This is a genomic window from Streptomyces sp. BJ20 (assembly GCF_022869105.1).
Classification (GTDB): domain Bacteria; phylum Actinomycetota; class Actinomycetes; order Streptomycetales; family Streptomycetaceae; genus Streptomyces; species Streptomyces griseoincarnatus.
The window spans coordinates 5,713,887-5,738,212 of sequence record NZ_CP094918.1 but is presented as its reverse complement, the minus strand read 5'-3'; the positions used below and the strand labels follow the sequence as shown (position 1 = coordinate 5,738,212).

20 protein-coding genes are annotated in these 24,326 nt (G+C 74.3%); 6 read left to right on the top strand and 14 right to left on the bottom strand.

The features are described 5' to 3' along the window. Positions 1–203 precede the first annotated feature (203 nt). Both MTR79_RS25925 and MTR79_RS25920 read right to left on the bottom strand, forming a co-directional pair. Positions 204–1,610 carry an NAD(P)/FAD-dependent oxidoreductase gene (locus tag MTR79_RS25925; RefSeq protein WP_244792061.1) on the bottom strand — a complete coding sequence of 469 codons (1,407 nt, stop codon included), beginning with the start codon at positions 1,608–1,610 and terminating at the stop codon, positions 204–206. A 218-nt stretch (positions 1,611–1,828) separates the two neighbouring features. Further along, on the bottom strand, positions 1,829–2,731 hold the full coding sequence (locus MTR79_RS25920; RefSeq protein ID WP_048456737.1) for a TIGR01777 family oxidoreductase: 903 nt from the start codon (positions 2,729–2,731) through the stop codon (positions 1,829–1,831). A gap of 71 nt (positions 2,732–2,802) precedes the next feature. Here MTR79_RS25920 and MTR79_RS25915 point away from each other — a divergent pair, with 71 nt between their 5' ends. Next, complete coding sequence (locus tag MTR79_RS25915) at positions 2,803–3,294, top strand: GNAT family N-acetyltransferase (RefSeq protein WP_244792060.1); 492 nt, start codon at positions 2,803–2,805, stop codon at positions 3,292–3,294. A gap of 10 nt (positions 3,295–3,304) precedes the next feature. Here MTR79_RS25915 and MTR79_RS25910 read toward each other — a convergent pair whose 3' ends face one another. Further along, a complete protein-coding gene (locus MTR79_RS25910) occupies positions 3,305–4,489 on the bottom strand; it encodes a MarP family serine protease (RefSeq protein ID WP_244792059.1) in 1,185 nt (394 codons plus the stop codon). A 307-nt stretch (positions 4,490–4,796) separates the two neighbouring features. Here MTR79_RS25910 and MTR79_RS25905 point away from each other — a divergent pair, with 307 nt between their 5' ends. Beyond that, positions 4,797–5,612, top strand: coding sequence for a peptidoglycan recognition protein (locus tag MTR79_RS25905; protein ID WP_086703867.1), 816 nt, complete (start codon positions 4,797–4,799; stop codon positions 5,610–5,612). Next, a complete protein-coding gene (locus MTR79_RS25900; protein ID WP_175449429.1) occupies positions 5,609–5,785 on the top strand; it encodes a hypothetical protein in 177 nt (58 codons plus the stop codon). The genes MTR79_RS25905 and MTR79_RS25900 overlap by 4 nt, the downstream gene beginning before the upstream one ends. A 28-nt stretch (positions 5,786–5,813) precedes the next feature. Here MTR79_RS25900 and MTR79_RS25895 read toward each other — a convergent pair whose 3' ends face one another. The 7 genes from MTR79_RS25895 to MTR79_RS25865 all read right to left on the bottom strand — a co-directional run bounded on the left by MTR79_RS25895 (position 5,814) and on the right by MTR79_RS25865 (position 16,503). Next, complete coding sequence (locus MTR79_RS25895; RefSeq protein ID WP_244793302.1) at positions 5,814–6,335, bottom strand: DUF4240 domain-containing protein; 522 nt, start codon at positions 6,333–6,335, stop codon at positions 5,814–5,816. A 117-nt stretch (positions 6,336–6,452) separates the two neighbouring features. Continuing rightward, positions 6,453–7,439 (bottom strand): YafY family protein, encoded by a 987-nt coding sequence (locus tag MTR79_RS25890; protein ID WP_189365049.1) that lies wholly within the window; start codon positions 7,437–7,439, stop codon positions 6,453–6,455. Positions 7,440–7,512: 73 nt separating this feature from the next. Further along, positions 7,513–10,215 carry a pyruvate dehydrogenase (acetyl-transferring), homodimeric type gene (aceE, locus tag MTR79_RS25885; RefSeq protein ID WP_122216977.1) on the bottom strand — a complete coding sequence of 901 codons (2,703 nt, stop codon included), beginning with the start codon at positions 10,213–10,215 and terminating at the stop codon, positions 7,513–7,515. 437 nt (positions 10,216–10,652) lie between these two features. Beyond that, on the bottom strand, positions 10,653–11,276 hold the full coding sequence (locus MTR79_RS25880) for a GntR family transcriptional regulator (RefSeq protein ID WP_048456744.1): 624 nt from the start codon (positions 11,274–11,276) through the stop codon (positions 10,653–10,655). A gap of 217 nt (positions 11,277–11,493) precedes the next feature. After that, positions 11,494–13,296 (bottom strand): 2-oxoglutarate dehydrogenase, E2 component, dihydrolipoamide succinyltransferase, encoded by a 1,803-nt coding sequence (gene sucB / locus MTR79_RS25875; protein WP_244792058.1) that lies wholly within the window; start codon positions 13,294–13,296, stop codon positions 11,494–11,496. 61 nt (positions 13,297–13,357) lie between these two features. After that, positions 13,358–14,746: a dihydrolipoyl dehydrogenase gene (lpdA, locus tag MTR79_RS25870; RefSeq protein WP_244792057.1), complete on the bottom strand. Its 1,389-nt coding sequence runs from the start codon at positions 14,744–14,746 to the stop codon at positions 13,358–13,360. 227 nt (positions 14,747–14,973) lie between these two features. Further along, complete coding sequence (locus MTR79_RS25865; RefSeq protein WP_244792056.1) at positions 14,974–16,503, bottom strand: leucyl aminopeptidase; 1,530 nt, start codon at positions 16,501–16,503, stop codon at positions 14,974–14,976. Between the two features lie 305 nt (positions 16,504–16,808). Between MTR79_RS25865 and MTR79_RS25860 the strand changes: the two genes are divergently transcribed. Then, positions 16,809–17,597 carry an endo alpha-1,4 polygalactosaminidase gene (locus MTR79_RS25860; protein ID WP_238695831.1) on the top strand — a complete coding sequence of 263 codons (789 nt, stop codon included), beginning with the start codon at positions 16,809–16,811 and terminating at the stop codon, positions 17,595–17,597. Here MTR79_RS25860 and MTR79_RS25855 read toward each other — a convergent pair. Both MTR79_RS25855 and MTR79_RS25850 read right to left on the bottom strand, forming a co-directional pair. Then, positions 17,557–18,162 (bottom strand): RDD family protein, encoded by a 606-nt coding sequence (locus MTR79_RS25855; RefSeq protein ID WP_189365046.1) that lies wholly within the window; start codon positions 18,160–18,162, stop codon positions 17,557–17,559. The two genes, MTR79_RS25860 and MTR79_RS25855, sit on opposite strands and share 41 nt — an antisense overlap. An 83-nt stretch (positions 18,163–18,245) precedes the next feature. Further along, a complete protein-coding gene (locus MTR79_RS25850) occupies positions 18,246–19,055 on the bottom strand; it encodes an adenosylcobinamide-GDP ribazoletransferase (protein ID WP_244792055.1) in 810 nt (269 codons plus the stop codon). A 60-nt stretch (positions 19,056–19,115) separates the two neighbouring features. Here MTR79_RS25850 and MTR79_RS25845 point away from each other — a divergent pair, with 60 nt between their 5' ends. Then, complete coding sequence (locus MTR79_RS25845; RefSeq protein ID WP_244792054.1) at positions 19,116–19,874, top strand: hypothetical protein; 759 nt, start codon at positions 19,116–19,118, stop codon at positions 19,872–19,874. A gap of 254 nt (positions 19,875–20,128) precedes the next feature. Here the strand turns inward: MTR79_RS25845 and cobT are convergent, their stop codons facing one another. Beyond that, a complete protein-coding gene (gene cobT / locus MTR79_RS25840; protein ID WP_189365043.1) occupies positions 20,129–21,193 on the bottom strand; it encodes a nicotinate-nucleotide--dimethylbenzimidazole phosphoribosyltransferase in 1,065 nt (354 codons plus the stop codon). 222 nt (positions 21,194–21,415) lie between these two features. Between cobT and MTR79_RS25835 the strand changes: the two genes are divergently transcribed. Beyond that, positions 21,416–22,465 (top strand): class I SAM-dependent methyltransferase, encoded by a 1,050-nt coding sequence (locus MTR79_RS25835; protein ID WP_048456753.1) that lies wholly within the window; start codon positions 21,416–21,418, stop codon positions 22,463–22,465. Between the two features lie 596 nt (positions 22,466–23,061). Here the strand turns inward: MTR79_RS25835 and MTR79_RS25830 are convergent. Next, positions 23,062–24,261, bottom strand: coding sequence for a bifunctional adenosylcobinamide kinase/adenosylcobinamide-phosphate guanylyltransferase (locus MTR79_RS25830; protein ID WP_086702313.1), 1,200 nt, complete (start codon positions 24,259–24,261; stop codon positions 23,062–23,064). Positions 24,262–24,326 lie beyond the last annotated feature (65 nt).

The following is a 24,326-nucleotide window of genomic DNA, read 5'->3' as shown; positions in this document are numbered from 1 at the left end:
GCGCGGGGTGTCGGGGTCGGGCGGGGGAGTTCGCGCACCTCGGCGTGAGCGCGGTGCCGGTAACGCCCCTCAGGGGCGCGGGGAACTGCGCGACCAGCCACGGACCGCCCGCACCCGCCGCTGCGGAGGTGCCGCCTGCACGGGGTGGCTGGAAGGCACCCGCCGAGGGTGTTCTCACCGTCGGCGGGTGCCGGTCTGCAGGGTCAGGCTGCCCGGGCTGTGGGGAGGGGGTCGGCCGTGTGGAGGGGGCGGCTCACACCCAGGTCGGTCAGGAGGGCCGTGGCCGCGCGGTCCGCGGAGCGGAGGGCGCCCTGGACCGCGCCGCTGTCGCGGTGGTCGCCGCAGACGTACAGGCCGGCCAGGAGCCGTACCGGACGGCGCAGGTCGTGCGGCGGGCGCATCGCCGGGACCGCGTCGGCGGTGTGACGCACCGCCAGCGTCTCCCAGCGCGTCGTCGCCACCCCGTACAGCCGTGCCAGGTGTGCCCGCACGGCCGTGTCGGTGTCCGCCGTGGCCGGGCCGAGGACCGTGGAGGTCACCAGCGTGCGGCCGGCGGGGGCGCGGGACGGGTCGACCGCGCTGACGACCGCCGTGTGCGCCACCGGTCCGCCCCGGTCCGCGTCCAGCAGCAGCGAGGCGCCCGTGCCCGGCGGTTCGTCGGTGGTGTGGTGCACGACCGTCACCGGGTGGAAGTCCGGCACCCGCAGCCCCGGCAGCAGCTCCACCGCGTCCCGCGCGCCGGTCGCGACCAGCACGGCCGCGCACCGGAACTCCCCGTGCTCCGCGGTGGTGACCGAGGTCGTCGAGACCGAGGTGACCCGCACGCCCGTGCGCACCGTGCCCGGCGGCAGCGACCGCGCCAGCAGTTGCGGCAGCGCCTCCGCCCCGCCCTCCGGCAGGCACAGCCGCCCGCTCGCGAAGTCCCGCAGCGCGAGGTCCGCCGACCTGCTGGACGTGGTGAGCTCGGGGTCGCACAACAGGGCTGCGAGCAAGGGGCGCAGAAAGCCGTCGACGGTGCGGGCGGGCAGACCCCGGCCGTGCAGCGCCTCGGCGGCGGTCGTCTCCGGGCGGGCCAGCAGCCGCTCCACCGACGTGCCCGCCAGCCGGTTCAGCGCGGCGCCCAGCCGCGCCTGGTCCAGCGTCGTGCCCAGCGGGGCGCCGCCCCGGTGGCGGGGCACGGACACCTGCCGTCCGGGCACCGCGACCGGCCTGCGCGGCCCCGGCAGGGGGGCGCTCGCCAGGGCGCGCACCGCGTGAAGTGCGCCCCTCGCGCTCCGTGCGCCACGTGCGCGCCGGTTGCCCGGCTGCACGCCGGCGCGATGATGTCGCCCGTCGCTGTGCAGCAGGACACCGGGCGCGAACGGCCGCAGCACCAGATCCTCCAGCCCCGGGGTGACGTGCAGTTCGACGCAGGCCGTGGACAGCAGCCGGCCGACTCTGTCGAGGCGGAAGCCGTCGACCTTCTCGGTCGCCATGCGGCCCCCCACCTCATGGGCGGCCTCCAGGACGACGGTGGAGACTCCTGCGCTGGTCAGTCGACGTGCCGCGGAGAGTCCGGCCACCCCGGCTCCCACGACGACGACGTCCGCCTGGTACGTGGGCTCTAGCACGTGCCCCTCCTCGAGGTTGCGCGGGCGCTGGAGACGTCATGCCCTCAACAGGCCCCAGGGATACCCGAGTTCGGCTCGAGGTTAGGTCCGTACTCTGCCGCCGGGTCAGGCGCGCACGCACAGTGCACGGGCGCACGACGGTCGCATACGCGCCCCCGGTGGACACGACGCGGGCGCAGAGGATCAGAAGAGGTCGCCCGCCGCCCTCGCCCCGCCCCCTACAGCGCCGCCCTGATCGCCCCCTCGATCCGCGGGAAGGCGAACCGGAACCCCGACTCCAGCAGCCGCGCCGGAACCACCCGCGCGCTGCCCAGCACGTCCCCCGCCATCTCGCCGAGCACCGTCCGCAGCACCGGCGCCGGCACCGCGAACACGGCGGGACGCCGGAGCACGTGCGCCATCGCCGCGGTGATCTCACGGTTCGTCAGCGGCTCGGGCGCCGTCAGGTTGAACGGCCCCGACAGCCCCTCGGTGTCCAGCAGATGCCGCAGCGCCGCCACCTCGTCGTGCAGCGCGATGTACGACCAGTACTGCCGCCCGTTCCCGAGCCGCCCGCCCAGACCGGCCCGGAACAGCGGGAACAGCCGCCCCCACGCCCCGCCCCCGGGCGCCACCACGAGCCCCGTGCGCGCGAACACCGTCCGCACGCCCGCCTCCCGGGCCGGCGCCGCGGCGGCCTCCCACTCCACGCAGACCTGCGGCAGGAACCCCTCGCCCGGAGGCGCGTCCTCGTCCACCGCACGGTCGCCGGTCTCGCCGTAGTAGCCGATCGCGCTGCCGTTCAGGAACACCCGCGGCCGGGCGTCCTCGGGCAGCCCGGCGACCGCCTCGGCGAGCGCGGTCGTGCCCCGCACCCGGCTGGAACGGATCAGCTCCTTGTACGCGTCCGTCCAGCGCCGGTCGCCGACCCCGGCACCCGCCAGGTTCACCACCGCGTCGCACCCGGCGAGCCCCGCCGCGTCCACGGTCCCGCGGCCGGGGTCCCAGCGGACCTCGTCCGCCGACCGGGGTGCCCGGCGCACCAGCCGCAGCACCGTGTGCCCGTCCGCCGTCAGCGACCGCGCCAGGGCAGAGCCGATCAGTCCGGACGCCCCGGCCACCGCGATCCGCGCATGTTCCATGGCGTCCATCCTGCCCCGGACGCGGCGATATTCACGGTGAGGACGGCACACGGAGTCCTAGAGTGACGCGCATGCCGCAACCGCTCATACGTCCCGCCCGACCCGACGACGAGGCCGCCCTGGCCCGCCTGGACCGCGAGTCCTGGTCGCCGCTGCACGAGGTCCGGCCCGAGCCGCCCGCACCCGACGAACCCTTCTTCCATCCGACCTGCGGCCCGGACGCCCATCTCGTCGCCGAGCACGACGGACGGGTCGCGGGCTACGTCCGCCTCGGCCACCCCACCGGAATGCCGACCAACGCGCACGTCCTGCAGATCCGCGGCCTCGCCGTCGCCGAGGAGGCGCGCGGCAAGGGCACCGGCCGTGTCCTGGTGCGGGCCGCCGTCGAGGAGGCCCGCCGCCGGGGAGCCCGCCGGATCACCCTGCGCGTCCTCGGCCCCAACACCGTCGCCCGCACGCTGTACGCGTCCGAGGGCTTCGTCGTGGAGGGCGTGCTGCCCGGGGAGTTCCACGTGGGCGGGCGCTACGTGGACGACGTCCTGATGGGGCGGAGCCTCCTCTGAGCCGCTCCCGCTACGACGTCACCGGCTGTCCCGTGTCCACCGGACCGGTCGCCGTGGCTGCCCGCGCGGCCTCGTCGGCCACCTCGTCCGCGGTCAGCACGTACCCCGTCTCCGCGTCCGACGTGGAGCGCGCGAACACCACGCCGAACACCCGCCCGTCGGTGGTCAGCAGCGGTCCGCCCGAGTTTCCCGGGCGGACCGTGGAGCGGATCGAGTAGATCTCCCGGGTGACCGGCGCGTCGTTGTAGATGTTCTGCCCGCGCGCGTCCACCCGCGCCGCGACCGTCGCCGCCTGGAGGTTCAGGTCGCCGTCCTGCGGATAGCCCGCCACCACCGCCGCCGCGCCCCGCTCCGCGTCGTCCTCGAACGCCAGCACCGGCGCCGTCAGCTCCGGCACGTACAGCACGGCCACGTCGGTCCGCGCGTCGAACAGCACCACCCGCGCCTCGTACGTCCGCCCGACGCCGCCCACCCGCACGGTCGGCTGGTCGATGCCCGCCACCACGTGCGCGTTGGTCATCACGCGCTCCCGCGCGTACACGAATCCGCTGCCCTCGCGGCCCTGAGTGCCGGCCACGCCCTCCACCTTCACCGTGCTGCGCTGCGCCGCGCGGGTGGCGGCCGCCGTCACGTTGTCCCCGGTCGGCGCGGCGACCTCGGCGGTCGACTCGTTCTCGAACGGGTTAAACACCTGCGGGAAACCCGCCTCGGTCAGCGCCGACGTCGCCCGTGAGAACCAGGCAGGCGTGGTGTCCGGCATCGCGTCCTGCACCGCGCCCAGCAGCCGTGAGTCCCGGATCGCCGACGTCACCAGCGGCGACGAGGACGCGCCCAGCACGCTCGCCGCCACCCACGCCACGATCAGCACCGCCACCGCGTTCGCCGCGGCCCCGCCGATCCCGTCCGCCACCCGCAGCGGGCCGCGGTCCAGCTCCCGGCGCAGCCGCAGCCCCAGCCGCCCCGCCAGTTCGTGCCCCACGACGGCCGGCAGCAGCACCGTGAACACCGCGGTGACCGTCGCCCGGGTGGTCCCCGGTGTCACCAGGTCCATCACCCACGGCAGGATCCACACGCCGACGACCGCGCCGCCCACGAAACCGGCCAGGGACACACAGCCGGCCACCAGTCCACGCCGGTAACCGGACGCCGCATAGGCCAGGACGACCAGCATCAGCAGGATGTCGAGCAGATCCACGCACGCCGCCTTTCTCTCGGGACCACGACCCTCAGTACGGGGCCCGGGGGCCACGTGATCAGCCGCGCGCCCGCCGGACCCGGGAGAGCCGCCCACGAGGCGCGCGTGTACTGGGGAAAACGTCACGCACCGGGACGATGGTTCCACCGGCCGTCCACCGACTGGCGGAGCAGACGTCGCGTGCCGCTGTGGCCCGCCCCACAGTGGGACCATGCGTGTCCCCAGGAGACCGCGCGGCGCGCGGAAGCCCCGCCCGGCCCGGATACCCGGCGAGCCCGGCTCCTCGCGGCTGCCGAGAACGGTCACCGTGCCCCTCGGCTTCGTGCCGGGCGCGGCCGCGGCCGTCGCGCTGGTGCTGAGCGCCTACGGCGTCGAACGGGCCGCCGAGTCCTCCGAGCCCGCCGCCCGCCCCGTACCCGCCTTCCACGCCCCCCGGCCGGACATCGTGGCGCGCGCGGCATGGCTCGGCGACGCGGCCCGCGACCAGCCCCCGCCGCGCTACGACGACCAGGTCGTCGCCGTGTTCGTCCACCACACCGACTCGCCCAACGGGTACGACTGCGCCGACGCCCCCGGCATCATCCGGGCGCTGTACGAGGGGCAGACCCAGGGCCGCGACTGGGACGACCTCGGCTACAACTTCGTCGTCGACCGCTGCGGCACCGTCTACGAGGGCCGCGCCGGCGGCACCGACCGGCCCGTCACCGGCGCCCACACCCAGGGCTTCAACCACCGCACCGCGGGCATCGCCGCCCTCGGCACCTTCACCGAGGGCGCGGAGGTGCCGGACGAGATGCTGCGCTCGATCGCCGCCGTGACCGCCTGGAAGCTCGGCCCCTCCGGCACCGACCCGCGCTCCGAGGTGCGGCTGGTCTCCAGCAACGGCGGCAGCCGCTACGCCGCCGGCACCACCGCCACCCTGCCCGCCGTCGCGGGGCACAGCGACGGCTACATGACCGACTGCCCGGGCGCCGCCCTGCACGCGCGGCTCCCGGAGATCAGGGACCTCGCGGCCCGCATCCAGGGCCGCGACGCCGGCACCGGCACCGACCGGGACACCGGCACCGACACAGAGCGCGTCGAACTGGAAGACCGCGCACCGAACGAAGAGCTGAGCCCATGAGCGACACCCCTGACCGAAGTACCACCTGGGCGGACGCCCTGCGCCGCCCCTGGACCGCCCTGTGCGCCGCCGCGGCCGTCGTCCTCGGCCCCGCGGCCTCCACGGCCTCCGCCCTCATGCAGGCCAACGCGGCCCCCCTGCGCCACGCGCAGAGCCCCCACAGGCGCCTGTGACCGGCGCTCGGCGCCCGCGCCCCGCGGCTCAGTCCCCGCGGAACCTCTCCCACAGCCGCGGGTAGCGCGTGGCGAGCAGCGCCTCGTTCTCGAAGTCGAGCGGCGTGCCCTCCGGCTCCTCGGGGGCCGGAGGGAGGCCGAGGTCGGGCATCACCAGCCCGGTGAGCTGCTCGTACGCCTCGTCGGCCGCGTAACCCAGGTCCTCGGCGTCCCCGTCGATCTCCTCGTCGAAGTCGTCGAGCAGCTCGGCGAGCGCGTCCGGGTCGTGCAGCGCGCCCTCGAACACCTCACGGCCCTGGCCGATGAGCCAGCACCGGAAGAAGTCGAAGGCGTCGTCGCTGGCTCCGTCCAGCAGCACCCACGCGGCGCCCCACAGCTCCCAGCGGTACGCGCGCTGGTAGCGCGCCTCGAAGTGACGGGCGAAGTCCAGCACGGCCTCGGGGTCCAGCAGCACGAGCCGCTCCACGAGCAGATCGGCCTGCTCCTCGGGATCCCCTTCGGCATCCTCCCGAGCCCCGTCCACCAACGCCCAGAACTCCGTCTCGTCCATCACGGAACAAGCATCGACCCAAGCACCCCCCAGGGGCGCGGGGAACTGCGCAAACGGGGGTCCGGGGGCGCGGGCCCCAGGGACGGGAGGGGAAGGGGCGGAGGGGGAAAAGGGCCCTCACCCCCGGTACAACCGCACCAGCCTCTCCGCCTCGGAGGCGAAGAACTCCCGCAACGACACCGGCTCCAGAGCCTCCACCTCCGCCCCCAGCGAAGCCAACTGCATCCGAGCCACCTCCTCCGACTCCACCGGCAAGGTCACGGTCACCCACTCCCCGTCCCCGGGCGCGGCCACCCCCTTCAGCACCTCCCGCGCCACCCCCGGGTCCACCGCGTACGGCAGCCTCCGCACCCCCTCCGCCGAGAGCCGCACCACCACCTCCGCCCGCAGGATCGACCGCGCGAACTGCTCCGCCCGCTCCTCCCAGAACGCCGGCAGGTCGAAGTCCTCCGCCCGTTCGAACCGCTCCTCACGCGGCTCCACCGCCGTGAACCTGTCGATCCGGTACACCCGGAAGGAGTCCCGCCCCGCGACCCGTGCGCACAGGTACCAGACGCCCGCCTTCAGCACGAGCCCGTACGGCTCCAGCTCCCGCTCCACCTCGTGCCGCCGCTCCCCGGAACCGCGCCGGTAGCGGGCGCCGATCCGCCGGTCGTCCCACACCGCGTCCGCCACGGCCGGCAGCAGCTCCGGCGTCTCGGGTTCCCGGAACCAGTTCGGCGCGTCCAGGTGGAACCGCTGCGCGGCCGTCCGGGAGGCGTCCCGCAGCGACGGCAGCAGCGCGGCCGACACCTTCAGCCGGGCCGCCGAGGCAGCGTCCTCCAGGCCCATCTCACGCAGCGCGCCCGGCACCCCGGAGAGGAACAGCGCCTCCGCCTCGCTGCGGGCCAGCCCCGTCAGCCGGGTCCGGTACCCGCCGACCAGCCGGTAGCCGCCGATCCGGCCCCGGTCCGCGTACACCGGCACACCCGCATCCGACAGCGCCTGCGCGTCACGGGTGACCGTACGCTCCGACACCTCCAGCTCCTGGGCCAGTTCGGCGGCGGTCATGGAGGGCCGGGACTGCAGCAGCAGCACCATCTTGATCAACCGGGCAGCACGCATGCGCCCATCATGCAAGAGGTCCCCGTCGTCACGCGCATACGCGTGACGACGGGGACCTCCCGCAACTCGGGCCTTACAGCCCGTACTTCTCCCGGGCCTCCTTCACCGCGGTGGCCTGCACCTCGCCGCGGCGGGCGAGCTGGGCCAGGGCGGCGACGACGATGGACTCGGCGTCCACGCCGAAGTGGCGGCGGGCCGCCTCACGGGTGTCCGACAGACCGAAGCCGTCGGCGCCCAGCGAGGTGTAGTCCTGCTCGACCCACTGCGCGATCTGGTCCGGGACCTGGCGCATGTAGTCGGACACCGCCAGCACCGGGCCCTCGGCGCCCTGGAGCGCCTGCCGGACGTACGGCGTGCGGTCCTCGCCACGCAGCAGGGCCTCGTCGGCCTCCATCGCGTCGCGCCGCAGCTCGGTCCACGAGGTGGCGGACCACACGTCGGCGGACACACCCCACTCCTCGGCGAGCATCCGCTGCGCCTTCAGCGCCCAGTGGATCGCCGTGCCGGAACCCAGCAGCTGGATGCGCGGGGCGTTCGCGGCGGGGGAGAGGCCCGCGGACTCCGCCGTGTTGAAGCGGTACAGGCCCTTGACGATGCCCTCGTCGACGCCCGCCGCCTGCGGCTTCGCGGGCTGCGGCAGCGGCTCGTTGTAGACCGTCAGGTAGTAGAAGACGTTCTGGTCCTCGTCCGGCCCGGCCTCGCCGAACATCCGGCGCAGACCCTCCTTGACGATGACCGCGACCTCGTACGCGAACGCCGGGTCGTACGTCAGGGCGGCCGGGTTGGTCGCCGCGATGACGGGGGAGTGGCCGTCGGCGTGCTGCAGGCCCTCACCGGTCAGCGTGGTGCGGCCCGCGGTCGCGCCGACCAGGAAGCCGCGGCCCAGCTGGTCGCCGAGCTGCCACATCTGGTCGCCGGTGCGCTGCCAGCCGAACATCGAGTAGTAGATGTAGAACGGGATCATCGTCTCGCCGTGCGTCGAGTACGACGTCGACGCGGCGATGAACTCGGCCATGGCGCCGGCCTCGGTGATCCCCTCGTTGAAGATCTGGCCGTTCTTGGCTTCCTTGTAGTACATCAGCTGGTCACGGTCGACCGGCTCGTACGTCTGACCCATCGGCGAGTAGATGCCGAGGGACGGGAAGAGGCTCTCCATGCCGAAGGTGCGCGCCTCGTCGGGGACGATCGGCACCCAGCGCCTGCCGGTCTCCTTGTCGCGGACGAGGTCCTTGACCAGGCGGACGAACGCCATCGTGGTGGCCACGTTCTGCGAGCCGGAGCCCTTGTCGAACGCGGAGAACGCCTTGTCGGCCGGCTGCGGCAGCGGCGTGACCGGGTGTACGCGGCGGGCCGGGGCGGGGCCGCCGAGGGCGGCGCGGCGCTCCTGGAGGTAGCGGACCTCGGGGGAGTCGGCGCCCGGGTGCGCGTAGGGCACCACGCCGTCGGCGAACTGCGAGTCCGCGATCGGCAGCTCCAGACGGTCGCGCATCGCCTTGAACTCGTCCACCGTCAGCTTCTTCATCTGGTGGTTGGCGTTCTTCGACGCGAAACCCTCACCGAGGGTGTGGCCCTTGACGGTCTGCGCCAGGATCACGGTCGGCGCGCCCTTGTGGGAGAGCGCGGCCTTGTACGCGGCGTACACCTTGCGGGACTCGTGGCCGCCGCGGGAGAAGTGGAAGCACTCGAGGATCTTGTCGTCGCTCAGCAGCTTCGCCATCTCGACGAGCGCCGGGTCCTTGCCGAAGAAGTCCTCGCGGATGTAGGCGGCGTCGCGCGTCTGGTACGTCTGCACCTGCGCGTCCGGCACCTCGCGCAGACGGCGGACCAGGGCGCCCGTGGTGTCGAGCTGGAACAGCTCGTCCCAGGCGGTGCCCCACAGGGTCTTGATCACGTTCCAGCCGGCGCCGCGGAACTGGGCCTCCAGCTCCTGCACGATCTTGAAGTTGGCGCGGACCGGGCCGTCGAGGCGCTGCAGGTTGCAGTTGACGACGAAGGTCAGGTTGTCCAGCTGCTCGCGGGAGGCCAGGGTGAGCGCGGTCGTCGACTCGGGCTCGTCCATCTCGCCGTCGCCGAGGAACGCCCACACGTGGGAGTCGGAGACGTCCTTGATGCCGCGGCTGGTCAGGTAGCGGTTGAAGCGCGCCTGGTAGATCGCGGAGATCGGGCCGAGGCCCATCGACACGGTGGGGAACTCCCACAGCCAGGGCAGCCGCCGCGGGTGCGGGTAGGACGGCAGGCCGTTGCCGCCCGCCTCACGGCGGAAGTTGTCGAGCTGCTCCTCGCCGATCCGGCCGTCGAGGAACGCGCGGGCGTAGATGCCGGGGGAGGCGTGGCCCTGGATGTAGAGCTGGTCGCCTGAGCCGTCCCCCTCCTTGCCGCGGAAGAAGTGGTTGAAGCCGGTCTCGTAGAGCCACGCGGCCGAGGCGAAGGTGGCGATGTGGCCGCCCACGCCGTACTTGCTGCCGCGGGTCACCATCGCCGCCGCGTTCCAGCGGTTCCAGGCGGTGATGCGCTGCTCCATCGCCTCGTCGCCGTCCACGGCGGGCTCGGCCGCGGTGGGGATGGTGTTGACGTAGTCGGTCTCGAGCAGCTTGGGCAGCGCGACGCCGGCGCCCTCGGCACGCTCCAGCGTGCGCCGCATCAGGTACGCGGCACGGTGCGGCCCGGCCGCCGCGGTCACGGCGTCCAGGGAGGCCTGCCATTCGGCGGTCTCCTCGGGGTCGCGGTCCGGGAGCTGGTCGAGCTCGCTCGGCTGGATGGCGTTGGGGTCGGTCATGTCGCCGCCTTCCTCAGTCGAAGGGGGTGCCCTCAGAAGGGTTCGGGGGTGCCCTTTGTCTTTGGCAGGACAGGGCTACGGACTTCGGTGGAAGTCCGCAGGCGACAATAACTCCGTGATCGATGATCGATCAAAGGGTTGAGGGGCAAAATCGCTTGATCCGGAGAAAGTCGGCACGGGGTGCCTCCAGCGGTGGCACGCGGTGACGGCGATTCGGCGCGTTTGCGCAGGTGAGGGGGGTGTGGCGCGGAAGAGCACGGGGGGTGCGGCGGAGTGGCGACCGCGGGCCGGTGGGGCGTGATCGCGCAGTTCCCCGCGCCCCTTCTGGGGCGCGGGGCTGTACCCGGTATGCGGCTCCGCCGCTTGGGCGCGCGAGGGGAATCTGGGGGCGGAGCCCCCAGGGACGGGACGGGAAGGGGCGGCGGGGGCGAACTCCCTCAGGCCCGCGGCGCACACCCCAGCACATGCGACTTGACCAGTTCCGCGATACGCGGGTCGCGGCGGCGGAAGGCCGCGACCAGCTCCTCGTGCTCCTCCGCGTAGGACTGCTGCACGGTCCCCAGCCACCGTATCGACAGCGCCGTGAACACCTCGATCCCCAGCCCCTCCCACGTGTGCAGCAGCACCGAGTTCCCCGCCGCCCGCACCAGCTCCCGGTGGAACCCCACCGTGTGCCGCACCTGGGCGGTCCCGTCGGACAGCCGGTCCGCCTCGTACAGGGCGGAGACGTGCGGCTCCAGCGCCGAACAGTCCTCCGCCAGCCGCGCCGCCGCCAGCTCCGCCGCGATCGCCTCGAGACCGGCCCGGACCGGGTAGCTCTCCTCCAGGTCGGCCGCCGTCAGGTTCCGCACCCGCACGCCCTTGTTCGGCGCCGACTCGATCAGCCGCAGCGACTCCAGCTCGCGCAGCGCCTCCCGCACGGGCGTCTGGCTGACCTCCAGCTCGGTCGCGATGCGCCGCTCCACGATCCGCTCGCCCGGCTTCCAGCGCCCGCTGATGATCCCTTCCAGGATGTGCTCGCGGATCTGTTCGCGCAGCGAGTGGACGACGGGCGCGGTCATGACGGGCTCCTTAGCGGGGCCCGCGGGCCCCCGGGGGGCTTTGACGAATAGACAATACGGCCGGGAGTCCGCCCGGGTGGGGCGCGCGGGGGCGCTTTCGCCCAGGTGAGACGAGACTTACACGCCCCATGTGACGGTGCCCCCGTCCGGAAGCCGCGAGGGCTTCCGGACGGGGGCACCGTGGGACCGGATCAGCGGCCCGGGGTCACCGCCCGGTTCACAGACCGAGCTCGACCTCGAACTCGCCCGCCTCCAGGATCGCCTTGACCGCCGTCAGGTAACGGGCCGCGTCGGCGCCGTCCACCAGGCGGTGGTCGTAGGAGAGGGTCAGGTACGTCATGTCGCGGATGCCGATGACGGGACCGTCCTCCGTCTCCACGATGGCCGGACGCTTGACCGTGGCGCCGATGCCGAGGATCGCGACCTGGCCCGGCGGCACGATGATCGTGTCGAAGAGCGCGCCGCGCGACCCGGTGTTGGAGATGGTGAAGGTCGCGCCGGACAGCTCGTCCGGGGTGATCTTGTTCCCACGGACCTTGCCCGCCAGCTCCGCCGTGGCCTTGGCGATACCGGCGATGTTGAGGTCGCCGGCGTGCTTGATGACCGGGGTCATCAGGCCCTTCTCGGAGTCCACCGCGATACCGATGTTCTCGGTGTCGAAGTAGGTGATGGTCCCCTCGGCCTCGTTGATCTTGGCGTTGATCGGCGCGTGGGCCTTCAGCGCCTGCGCCGCGGCCTTGACGAAGAACGGCATCGGGGAGAGCTTGACGCCCTCGCGCGCCGCGAACGCGTCCTTGGCCCGGGCGCGCAGCTTCATCAGACGGGTGACGTCGACCTCGACGACCGAGGACAGCTGGGCCTGCTCGTGCAGGGCCTTGACCATGTTGTCGCCGATGACCTTGCGGATCCGCGGCATCTTCACGGTCTGGCCGCGCAGCGGGGAGGCCTCCAGGGTGGGGGCCTTCTTCGCGGCGGGCGCGGCAGCGGCGGCCGGGGCCGCGGCCTTCGCGGCCTCGGCGGCGGCGAGCACGTCCTGCTTGCGGATACGGCCGCCGACGCCGGTGCCCTTGACGGTGGACAGGTCGACGCCGTTCTCGGCGGCGAGCTTGCGCACCAGCGGGGTGACGTAGGCGCCGTCGTCCGAGGCCTGGGCGGCGGCCGGGGCCGGGGCGGCGGGCGCCTGCGGGGCCGGCGCGGGCGCCGGGGCAGGAGCGGGCGCCGAGGCCTGGGCGGCGGCCGGGGCCGGAGCGGCCTGCTGCGGAGCCGGAGCCGGAGCCGCCGGGGCGGGAGCCGGGGTGGGCTCCGGGGCCGGGGTGGGCTCGGGGGCCGGGGTGGGCTCGGGCTGCGCCGGGGCGGCCGGGGCCTCCTGGGCGGGGGCCGCGGCCGGGGCGGCGCCGGCCTCGCCGATGACGGCGAGCTTCGCGCCGACCTCGGCGGTCTCGTCCTCGCCGACCACGATCTCCAGCAGGGTGCCGGACGCGGGGGCGGGGATCTCGGTGTCGACCTTGTCGGTGGACACCTCGAGCAGCGGCTCGTCGGCCTCGACGGTGTCGCCCACCGACTTCAGCCAGCGGGTGACGGTGCCCTCGGTGACGGACTCGCCGAGCGCCGGCAGGACCACGTCGGTGCCCTGCGCGGAACCGCCGCCGGCCGAGGCCTCGGCGGTGGGGGCGGGGGCCGGGGCGGCCTGCTCGGTGGACGGCTCGGCCTGCGGCTCCGGCGCGGGGGCCGGCGGGGCCGCCTGCTCGGCGGCGGGCGCCTCGGTGGCCGCGGGGGCGCCGCTGCCGTCGTCGATCAGGGCCAGCTCGGCGCCGACCTCGACCGTCTCGTCCTCGGCGACCTTGATGGAGGACAGCACGCCGGAGGCAGGGGCCGGGATCTCGGTGTCGACCTTGTCGGTCGACACCTCGAGCAGCGGCTCGTCGGCCTCGACGCGCTCGCCCTCGGCCTTCAGCCAGCGGGTGACAGTGCCCTCGGTGACGCTCTCACCGAGCGCCGGAAGGGTTACGGAAACCGCCATGGTTTCGGTTGCTCCTTAGAAGTGCGGAAGTCTGTGTCGTCGCGCCCGGTGACTGAGGGCGTCAGTCGTGGGAGTGCAGGGGCTTGCCGGCCAGGGCCAGGTGGGCCTCGCCGAGCGCCTCGTTCTGCGTCGGGTGGGCGTGCACCAGCTGGGCCACCTCGGCCGGCAGCGCCTCCCAGTTGTAGATCAGCTGCGCCTCGCCGACCTGCTCGCCCATACGGTCGCCGACCATGTGGACGCCGACCACCGCACCGTCCTTGACCTGGACGAGCTTGATCTCGCCCGCGGTCTTCAGGATCTTGCTCCTGCCGTTGCCCGCGAGGTTGTACTTCAGGGCGACGACCTTGTCCGCGCCGTAGATCTCCTTGGCCTTGGCCTCGGTGATGCCGACGGAGGCGACCTCGGGGTGGCAGTACGTCACCCGCGGGACGCCGTCGTAGTCGATCGGGACGGTCTTGAGACCGGCCAGCCGCTCCGCCACCAGGATGCCCTCGGCGAAGCCGACGTGCGCGAGCTGGAGGGTCGGGACGAGGTCGCCGACGGCGGAGACGGTGGGCACGTTGGTGCGCATGTACTCGTCGACCAGGACGTAGCCGCGGTCCATGGCGACCCCGGCCTCCTCGTAGCCCAGGCCCTGGGAGACCGGGCCGCGGCCGACGGCGACGAGCAGGACCTCGGCCTCGAACGTCTTGCCGTCCGCCAGGGTGACCTTGACGCCGTCCTGGGTGTACTCGGCCTTCTCGAAGAAGGTGCCCAGGTTGAACTTGATGCCGCGCTTGCGGAACGCGCGCTCGAGCAGCTTGGAGCTGTTCTCGTCCTCGACCGGGACGAGGTGCTTCATGCCCTCGATGACCGTGACGTCGGTGCCGAAGGACTTCCACGCGGACGCGAACTCGACCCCGATGACGCCGCCGCCCAGGACGATCGCGGACTTGGGCACGCGGTCCAGGACCAGGGCGTGGTCGGAGGAGATGATCCGGTCGCCGTCGATCTCCAGGCCCGGCAGCGACTTCGGCACGGAGCCGGTCGCCAGCAGGACGTGGCGGCCCTGGACGCGCTGGCCGTTCACGTCGACGGAGGTGGGGGAGGACAGCCGGCCCTCGCCCTCGATGTAGGTGATCTTGCGGGAGGCGATCAGCCCCTGAAGCCCCTTGTACAGGCCGGCGATCACGTCGTCCTTGTACTTGTGGACGGCCGCGATGTCGATGCCCTCGAAGGTGGCCTTCACACCGAACTGCTCGCTCTCGCGAGCCTGGTCGGCGATCTCACCCGCGTGCAGCAGGGCCTTGGTGGGGATGCATCCGTTGTGCAGGCAGGTACCGCCGACCTTGCCCTTCTCGATCAGGGCGACGTCCAGGCCCAGCTGAGCCCCGCGCAGGGCCGCGGCGTACCCACCGCTGCCACCGCCGAGGATCACTAGGTCGAAAACGGTGCTGGCGTCGTTCGCCACGTCACGTCCTCCATGCATGTGCGCCACGCCGGTCTCCAGTGACCGGTCGGCGGCTGGTGTCCGGCCGCTCTATGTTCTCGGCCCTTGTGTGGGGCCCTGTCCTGCCGAGCCCTATCCTCGCACTTGTCGGGGCCGTACGAGACGCCGGGCCGTGGTGTGAGACGTCCCACTCCCCGGTGACGGGGCCCCGTCGCACCCGCGTACGAGGCCCGTCACCCGAGGACGTGTCAGCTCAGCTCGCCCGCGGCGGCCCGCTCCGCGAGCCGCACCAGGGTGCGCACCGCGGAACCGGTGCCGCCCTTGGGGGTGTAGCCGAAGGGGCCGCCCTCGTTGAAGGCGGGGCCCGCGATGTCGAGGTGGGCCCAGGTGATGCCCTCGCCGACGAACTCGCGCAGGAACAGACCGGCGACCAGGCCGCCGCCCATCCGCTCGCCCATGTTGGCGATGTCGGCCGTCGACGACTCCATGCCCTTGCGCAGGTGCTCCGGCAGCGGCATCGGCCACGCCGGCTCGCCCGCCTCCTCGGCGGCCTCCCGCACCACGGCGCGGAAGTCGTCGTCGTTGGCCATGATGCCGAAGGTGCGGCTGCCCAGCGCGAGCACCATGGCGCCGGTCAGGGTCGCCACGTCCACGATGGCGTCCGGCTTCTCCTGCGAGGCCGCCCACAGCGCGTCCGCCAGGACCAGCCGGCCCTCGGCGTCGGTGTTGAGCACCTCGACGGTCTTGCCGCTGTACATGCGCAGCACGTCGCCCGGGCGGGTCGCCGAGCCGGACGGCATGTTCTCGGCGAGCGCGAGCCAGCCGGTGACGTTGACCTCCAGGCCCAGGCGCGCGGCGGCGACGACCGCGGCGAACACGGCGGCGGCGCCGCTCATGTCGCACTTCATCGTCTCGTTGTGGCCGGCCGGCTTCAGCGAGATGCCGCCCGAGTCGTAGGTGATGCCCTTGCCGACCAGCGCGAGGTGCTTCTTCGCCTTCGACGAGGTGTACGACAGCTTCACCAGGCGCGGGCCGGACGCCGAGCCGGCGCCGACGCCGAGGATGCCGCCGTAGCCGCCCTTGACGAGGGCCTTCTCGTCGAGCACCTGCACCTTGATGCCGTGCTCCTTGGCCGCGGCCTGCGCGACCGCGGCGAACGCCTCGGGGTTGAGGTCGTTGGGCGGGGTGTTGATCAGGTCGCGGGCGCGGTTGAGCTCCTCGGACACGGCGACGGCGCGCTCGACGGCCGCCTTGTACGCCTTGTCGCGGGGCTTGCCGCCGAGCAGCGCGGCCTCGGCGAGCGGGGCCTTGCCGTTCTTCGCGTCGCCCTGGTCCTTGTAGGCGTCGAAGGAGTACGCGCCGAGCAGCACGCCCTCGGCGACCGCGCCGGCGTCGGCGGGGTCCGTCAGGGGCAGCGCGAACGCGGCCTTCTTCGTGCCGGAGAGGGCGCGGGCGGCGGCGCCGGCCGCCCTGCGCAGCGCCTCGGCGTCGTAGCCGGAGTCCTTCTGGGGCTGGGCGCCGAGGCCCACCGCGAGAACGAGCGGGGCCTTGAAGCCGGCCGGCGCGGGGAGCTTGGTCACCTCGCCCTCGGCACCGGACGCGCCGAGGGTCTCCAGGACACCGGCCAGGTTGCCGTCGTACGCCTGGACCACGGCCTCGGCGCCCGGAGCGACGACGGGTCCTCCGGGCTTGGACGCGGAGCCCTTGGCGACACCGATCACGATCGCGTCGGCGCGCAGGCCGGCGACCGCGGCGGTGCTGAGAGTCAGAGCAGTCACGGTGGTGAATTCTCGCTTCCGATGTGAAGTTTCAGTGGCCGAAGGGTGTGGGTCGACCGGGCCCGGCAGCCGACCCTAATCGTGACGTCCGGGTGCGATCCCGGCGGGGGCGCCCCCGGTGCGGCGAACACTCGGCCCCGAGCCTACGCGCGTGTGCGCCCGCACTCATGGGCGGTGCACGCACGTCCCGGCGCGGCGGGTGCCCCGCGACGGCCCGGGGATGCCCGCGCGATCATGGGGGTGCCGTCGTGCCGCAGGGGTACGGCGGCCATGAGGTGGGGGAGCGTCCCGTGAGAAGAGCGTGCGTGCTTGTCGTCCTGCTGGCCCTGGTGCTGACGGGGTGTTCCACGAGTTCCGGCGGCACGGACGCGGAGCCGTCGCCGGAGCGGGCGGGGGAGTGGTGGCGGCCGCGGCCCGGTCTGGACTGGCAGTGGCAGCTCACCGGCCGCCTGGACACCTCCGTCGACGTCCCCGTGTACGACATCGACGGCTTCCACCACTCGAAGGAGACCGTCGACGCGCTGCACCGTGACGGCCGCAAGGTCGTCTGCTACCTGTCCACCGGCGCCTGGGAGGACTTCCGCCCGGACGCGGACGACTTCCCCAGGTCGGTGATCGGCCGGGGCAACGGCTGGGAGGGCGAGCGCTGGCTCGACATCCGCCGCACCGACGTCCTGGAACCGCTGATGGCCGAACGCCTCGACATGTGCCGCGACAAGGGCTTCGACGCGGTCGAGCCGGACAACATGGACGGCTACCGCAACCGCACCGGCTTCCCGCTGACGGCCGGCGACCAGCTCCGTTACAACAAGCTGATCGCCCGGCTGGCGCACGAACGCGGCATGGCGGTCGGCCTGAAGAACGACCTGGACCAGATCCCGGAGCTGGTCGGCGACTTCGACTTCGCGGTCAACGAGCAGTGCGCCCAGTACGGCGAGTGCGAGCGGCTCACCCCGTTCGTGGAGGCGGGCAAGGCCGTCTTCCACGCCGAGTACGAGCTGCCCACCGCCCGCTTCTGCGCCGACTCCCGCCGGCTCGGGCTGAGCTCGCTGCTCAAGAGGTACCCACTCGACGCGTGGCGGCGGACCTGCTGAGCTCCACCGACTCCACCGAGGTCCCGGCGACCCGGTCGGCGAGGGAACGCCGCCGTCCGCCCAGCACCGGCAGCGCGTTCAGCAGGAACAGCGCCACCGCGACCAGCCACACCAGCACCGACAGCACGATCTCGCCCTCGACCAGCAGCACGCACGCCACCGCGTACACGGCGACGTCGGTGGCCGTGGTCACCGCCGCGCGCAGCGCCGCCCGGCGGGGCGTGCGCGGCATGACCTTCAGCCCCGTCAGGGCCTTGCCGGCGGTCCGCCCGGCGAGGGCGAGGCACGCCCACTGGTAGAGGAAGGCGGCGACGACCAGCAGCCCGAACGCCTGCTGCACGTACCCCACCGACCTGTCCCACAGCGACGTGCCGAGACCGGCGGACGCGTCCAGCACGTCCCCGCGCGAGGTGAGCAGGTCGAAGCCGCCGCGCGCGGCCAGTTCGGGCACGTCGGTCACCAGCGCGGACATCCGGTTGAAGGTGAGCACCGCCAGCAGCGAGGCCAGCGCCACCACCAGCGCGAAGTCGACCGACCAGGCCGTGGCACGACGAAATGCCGACATCGGCGTCCCCCGTTCTTCTGCTGATCCGCCCCCACAGGTCAGTGGCGGGGCGGACGGGCCCCCAGGGGGTCGCGGAGATCGTTTCAGCCCAGTGACATGACGACGAGCGCGGTCGTCGCCGCCGTCTCCGCGACCCCGCCGAAGACGTCACCGGTCACCCCGCCGAACCGCCGCACACAGCGCCGCAGCAGCAGTTCGGCCGCCCCGGCCGCCGCCACCACCGCCAGCCCGGCGCGCACCGCGTCGTACGCCCCCAGCGCCGCGCCCGCGCCCGCGAGCAGCGCGGCCACGAGGAGCGCGACGGCCGCCGCGCCCCGCACCGGCACCACGCCCGCGACCGCCGCGCCCAGCCCTTCCGGCCGGGCGGCCGGCACACCGGTGCGTGCGGCCAGGGTGAGGGCGACCCGCGCCGCGACCGCCGACACCACGACGGCCAGCGCGCCCCGCGCCCAGGAACCGCCGTACGCCTGCGCCAGCGCGGCCACCTGCGCCAGCAGCACGAGCACCAGCGTGAGGACCCCGAACGGTCCGACGTCCGACTGCTTCATGATCCGCAGCGCGTCCTCGGCGGGCTTCCCGCTGCCCAGGCCGTCCGCGGTGTCGGCCAGCCCGTCCAGGTGCAGCCCCCGCGTCAGCGCGGCCGGCACGGCGACGGAGGCCACGGCGGCGAGCGGTGCCCCCGCCCCGAGGGCCAGCAGCATCAGACCCGTCGCGGCGGCGAGCACCCCCACCACCAGACCCACCACGGGCGCGCAGAGCATGCCCGCCCGCGCGGCCGGACGGTCCCAGCGGGTCAGCCCGGCCGGGAGCACGGTGAGGGTGCCGAAGGCGAAGCGGAGGCCGTCGGCGGGGGAGGCGGAGGGCGCGGGGGACGCGGGGGAGGGCTCGGGCACCGGCGCAGATTACCCGGCGGTCACCAGGGCGCCGGGTGGGGCCGTGAATAAAGTACGCATATGGGACAGTGGCTGGAGCGGAACATCGTCGAGCCGGGCAAGCTCCCGCTGCTCCTCGCCCTGACCGCGTTCGTCGTCACCTTCGTGGTCACGCGGAGCATCACCCGCCTGATCCGGGCCGGCAAAGGCCCCTTCGGCAACGTCACCGCCGGCTCGGTGCACATCCACCACGTGGTGCCCGGCGTCATCCTCACCGTCGTCGGCGGCTTCGGCGCGGTGGCGAGCGGTGGGCACGGCTTCGGCCCGTACCTCAGCGCGGTGCTGTTCGGTGTCGGCGCGGGGCTCGTCCTGGACGAGTTCGCGCTGATCCTGCATCTCGACGACGTGTACTGGTCCGAGGCCGGACGCAAGAGCGTGGAGATGGTGGTGCTGACCGCGGCGCTGGTGGTGCTGCTGCTGGCCGGGTTCGCGCCGTTCGGCGTCAACGACCTCTCCCAGCAGGAACTCCAGAACCGGGCGGGCGCGCTGACCGGTGTCGCGGCGAACTTCGGCTTCGCGCTGCTCGCGCTGAGCAAGGGGAAGGTGCGGCTCGCGGTCTTCGGGGTGATCGTCCCGGTGGTGGCGCTCGTCGGCTCCCTGCGGCTGGCCCGGCCGGGGTCGCCGTGGGCCAGACGCTTCTACCGCCGCCGGCCTCGGGCGCGGGCGAAGGCGCTGCTGCGGGCCTACCGCCACGACCGCCGGTGGTCCCGCCCGACCCGGGCGGTCCAGGACTGGCTGGGCGGCAGACCGGACCCGCCCCGGCCTCCGGAACGCCCCTAGGGGCGCGGGGAACCGCGCGAACGGCGGCGAAACCCGCCCACCCCTGGAAACGCGGGGAGGGTCATCACCCTTCAAGGGCGCGGGGCGCTGCGCGAAGGGGGTCCGGGGGGGGAAGCCCCCGAGGGGGTGACGGTCCCTCCCTCGGTTTCATCGCGCCGTGAGTCCACTCCCGTTCGCGCCGTTCCCCGCGCCCCTGAAGGGCGTTCATCCCCCGCGTCCGGAAGGGCGCCCCGCGCCCCTTCAGGGCGTCAGCCTCACGCGTCCTTGACGAGTTCCCGCCGGACCGGCAACTCCGCGGCCAGCGCCGCCGCCGCCTGCACCAACGGCAAGGCCAGCAACGCCCCCGCGCCTTCCCCCACCGCGACCCCCTGCGGCAGCACCGGCTCGAGCGCCATCCGGTCCAGCGCCTTCGCCTGCCCCGGCTCCCCGCTCGCGTGCGAGGCCAGCCACCAGTCCGGCGCGCGGAACGCCACCCGCTGCGCCACCAGCGCGCACGCCGCCGTCACCACCCCGTCCAGCAGCACCGGCACCTTCCGCACCGCGCTCTGCAGCAGGAACCCCGTCATCGCGGTCAGGTCCGCCCCGCCCACCGTCGCCAGCAGCCGCAGCTGATCCCCCAGCACCGGCCGCGCCCGGCGCAACGCGTCCCGGATCGCCGCGCACTTGCGCATCCACGCCAGGTCGTCGATCGGCAGGCCGCCGCGACCGGTCACCACCGACGCGTCCGTCCCGCACAGCGCGGCGACCAGCGTGCCCGCCGCGGTCGTGCCGCCGACGCTGACGTCGCCCAGCACCACCAGGTCCGTGCCGGAGTCGGCCTCCTCGTCCGCCACGGCCATCCCCGCGCGGAACGCCGCCTCGGCCTCCTCCAGGGTCAGCGCGTCCTCGACGTCGATGCTCCCGCTGCCGCGCCGCACCCGATGGCGTACGACGTCCTCGGGCAGTGACGCCGGGTCGCAGTCCAGCGCCATGTCGACCACGCGCACCGGCACGTCCAGCCGGCGCGCCAGCACCGAGACCGGACGGCCGCCCTCCAGCACGTCCCGCACCAGCTCCACGGCGGTGCCCGCCGGACGCGCGGAGACCTCCCGCCCGGCGATCCCGTGGTCGCCCGCGAAGAGCACCACCCGCGGCCGCTCCACCGGCCGCACCGGCACCGAGGACTGCGCCGCGGCCAGCCACTCGCCCAGGTCGTCCAGGCGGCCCAGCGACCCGGGCGGCACCACCAGACGGGCCCGGTGCTCCTCCGCGTCGCGGCGCACCCCGCCGTCCGGACGCTCGATCAGATCGGTGAAGTCGTCGAGATTAAGCGAGCTCATTCGCCGAACAGTACCGGCCCCCGTCGAACACCCCGGAGCGCCGGTCGTCCCCGCGTTCGCGCCCTCACCCCCACCACGCCGCCCCGGCGGTGATCCGCCCCGTGAGGGCCTCCCGTACGTAACGTTTTGCTCGGGAATGCCGGAGATCCCTCCGTCCGTCCCCGACCGTCCCCGCACGTCGCGCCACCCGCGTGCCGTACGCCCTCACGCCGGGAGCCGCCCATGTCCGCCACCGCCCCCGACACCGCGTTCCCCGCCCCGCACGGCTCCGCCCGCGTGCACGAACCGCGCCGCCCCGACTGCCCCTGGTGCGGCTCCGCGCGGCTGCGCACCCGGCTGAGAACGGGGGACCTGCGCCGGCACCGGCCCGGGCTGTTCACCGTCGACCAGTGCCGGGACTGCCGCCACACGTTCCAGAACCCCCGGCTCACCCCCGAAGGCCTGGCCTTCTACCGGCGGGCGGTGCGCGGCGCCCCCCGCGACCCCGCCACGGAACGGGTCCTCGCCCTGCACGCCGCACGCCACCGCCGCCGCGCCACGGCCCGCGCGATGCTGCCGTACGGCGAACCGGAGAGCTGGCTGGACGTCGGCACGGGGCTGGCCCGATTCCCGGACACCGCGCGGGAGTTCTTCCCCTACACCGCCTTCGACGGCACCGACCTCGGCCCGCATGTCGAACGGGCGCGCGAGCTCGGCCGGATCGAGGAGGCGCACGTGGGGCCGCTCACCGACCCCGGGGTGCTGGCCCGGCTGGCCGGCCGCTACGACGTGGTCAGCCTGCTGCACCATCTGGAGCGCACCACCGACCCGCGCGCCGAACTCCACGCCGCCCTCGACGCCCTGCGCCCCGGCGGACATCTGCTGATCGAGACGCTCGACCCCCACTGCGCGTACGCCGCCCTGTTCGGCCGCTGGTGGCTGCCCTACGACCAGCCTCGCCGGCTGCACCTGCTGCCCCGGCGCAACCTCCGCGAGGAACTCGGGGCGCGGGGCTGCGAGATCGTCGCCGCCGGCCACCGCGCCGCCCACGTCCCGCACGACCTGGCGGGCCTCGCCGCCCTCGCCCTCTCCCACGCCCTGCCCGCCCCGGACACCCCCTGGCGGGCGATCCCGCCCTCCCCGGCCGAGCAGCGCCTGCGCACGGCCCTCCTCCACGCGGGCACCCCTCTGGTCGTCGCGGCGGCGGCGGTGGACCTGGCCCTGTCCCCCCTGGCCCGCCACACGCCGCTCGCCAACAGCTACCGCCTGATCGCCCGCAAACCGAAACGGTGACGCCCGGGCGTCACGCCGCCTCCAACGGCCCCGAAGCCCCCGATCGCCTCGCCCCCCGAGCCGCGCACGACCCACGCGTGCCGGTCATGCGCAAAAGCCCTGTGTGGGGCGCCCTGCCCGCCGTTGTGGTCGGTGTTCCCCGGGCGGTGCGGAGGCCTCGCTCGCGGGCGGCGGCGAGGCAACGACTCCCGGCCGGTCACGCGCGTACACGCCGGGAGGGTAGCCGTGGCCCGTGCGTCGGACTCGGCGAGGGCCTGTGTGGGGTGCCCTGCCCGTTGTTGTGGTCGGTGTTCCGCCGGGCGGTGCGGAGGCCTTGCTCGCGGGCGGCGGCGGGCCACGGCACGGCCGACCGCGGGCGGACGCGGCGGGAGCGAGCCGCGGCAACCGGGAGCGCCCCTCGCTGCCGCGACAGCCCGTCGCCCGGTCGCCCGGCGGCCTGGGCCGGCCCGGTCACCCCGGTCGTCGCTTCGCGGCCCGAGCGCGTCGACGAGCCGTGCCGATCACCCGGGGCGCGAGCCCGCAGCCGCGGGCTCCGGCAGAGCGCTGCCGGGTGTCGGCGAGCCGTTGGGCGTCAGGGCCGACGGCCCGCCGCCGGCTCAGCCCCGCAGCACCAGCGCCTGACCCGCCACCACCAGCAGCACCTGCTCGCACTCCGCCGCGAACGCCGCGTTCAGGCGGCCCAGTTCGTCGCGGTAGCGGCGGCCCGACGCGGTGGCCGGGACGATGCCGGAGCCGACCTCGTTGGAGACCGCGACCACCGTGCGGCCGGTCTCGCGGACCGCGTCCGTGAGGGCCCGCACGCGGTCACGGAGGGCGCGCTCGCCGCCGTCCGCCCACTCCGCGTCGTCCCAGGCGCCCACCACGTCCATCGCGTCCGTCAGCCACAGCGAGAGGCAGTCGACGAGGAGCGGCGGTCCGTCCTCCTTGAGCAGGGGCACCAGGTCGCAGGTCTCCACGGTCCGCCAGGACCCCGGCCGCCGCTCCTGGTGCGCGGACACCCGCGCCGCCCACTCCGTGTCGCCGTTGCGCGAGCCTCCGGTCGCCACGTACAGCACCTCGGGGAAGGACTCCAGGCGCCGTTCGGCCTCCACCGACTTCCCCGACCGCGCCCCGCCCAGCACCAGCGTGCGGCGCGGCACGTCGGGCACGTCCTCGTACGCGCCGACCTCCAGCGTCGTCCCGTCCGGCACGGCCCTCGCCCCCGCCGCCGCGAGCCTGCGCCGTACCTCGGGGCCGGGCGGGACGTCGTGGTCCAGGTGCACGGCGATCACATCCGTGGTCGGCACCACCGCGCCCGTCTCCCGCAGCCGCGCCAGCGCGTCCGGGCGGCCCACGACGTCCAGCACCACCATCGCGTACGGCTCGACGGGCGCCTCCAGACCGGCCGGGGCGCCGCCCGGCGGCAGGTACAGCAGCCGCTGCCCGTCGGGGCCGGTCACCGCGTACCCGGTGCCGGGTGCGTCCAGCGCCACCGCCCGCACCCGATGCCCCGTCAGCAGTGCCAGCTCACGCCCGTCCGGCACCCGCCCCGGCTGCGGCAGCCCGGCCGGCACCTCCACCGCGGGCCCGTCGTGCGGGTGCGACAGCAGCACCTGGCGCACCCCGCCCAGCGAACGCCCCGCACGGGCCGCCGCGAAGGCCGCGCCGGGGGTCAGGTCGAGCAGCAGCGCGCCGTCCACCAGCAGCGAGGTCGCCGCCCGCGCGTCCGGTCCGAGCGCGCACGCGCACGCCGCGCAGGGACAGTCGGGGCGGGGCAGTCCCGCCGGGGCGCCGGTGCCGAGCAGAGTCAGTTCCACGCCCCGATTCTCACCTTTCCCCACAGCCGATGCCCGTCCGACTACGCTCTTGGTCGGGAGCCGGA

What these genes read in the sequence shown, in the direction of transcription:
- MTR79_RS25920 (WP_048456737.1), bottom strand. Translation starts at nt 2,731, where the DNA reads ATGGAACATGCGCGGATCGCGGTGGCCGGGGCGTCCGGACTGATCGGC.
- MTR79_RS25915 (WP_244792060.1), top strand. Translation starts at nt 2,803, where the DNA reads ATGCCGCAACCGCTCATACGTCCCGCCCGACCCGACGACGAGGCCGCC.
- MTR79_RS25900 (WP_175449429.1), top strand. Translation starts at nt 5,609, where the DNA reads ATGAGCGACACCCCTGACCGAAGTACCACCTGGGCGGACGCCCTGCGC.
- MTR79_RS25895 (WP_244793302.1), bottom strand. Translation starts at nt 6,335, where the DNA reads ATGGACGAGACGGAGTTCTGGGCGTTGGTGGACGGGGCTCGGGAGGAT.
- MTR79_RS25890 (WP_189365049.1), bottom strand. Translation starts at nt 7,439, where the DNA reads ATGCGTGCTGCCCGGTTGATCAAGATGGTGCTGCTGCTGCAGTCCCGG.
- aceE (WP_122216977.1), bottom strand. Translation starts at nt 10,215, where the DNA reads ATGACCGACCCCAACGCCATCCAGCCGAGCGAGCTCGACCAGCTCCCG.
- MTR79_RS25880 (WP_048456744.1), bottom strand. Translation starts at nt 11,276, where the DNA reads ATGACCGCGCCCGTCGTCCACTCGCTGCGCGAACAGATCCGCGAGCAC.
- sucB (WP_244792058.1), bottom strand. Translation starts at nt 13,296, where the DNA reads ATGGCGGTTTCCGTAACCCTTCCGGCGCTCGGTGAGAGCGTCACCGAG.
- MTR79_RS25855 (WP_189365046.1), bottom strand. Translation starts at nt 18,162, where the DNA reads ATGTCGGCATTTCGTCGTGCCACGGCCTGGTCGGTCGACTTCGCGCTG.
- MTR79_RS25845 (WP_244792054.1), top strand. Translation starts at nt 19,116, where the DNA reads ATGGGACAGTGGCTGGAGCGGAACATCGTCGAGCCGGGCAAGCTCCCG.
- cobT (WP_189365043.1), bottom strand. Translation starts at nt 21,193, where the DNA reads ATGAGCTCGCTTAATCTCGACGACTTCACCGATCTGATCGAGCGTCCG.
- MTR79_RS25835 (WP_048456753.1), top strand. Translation starts at nt 21,416, where the DNA reads ATGTCCGCCACCGCCCCCGACACCGCGTTCCCCGCCCCGCACGGCTCC.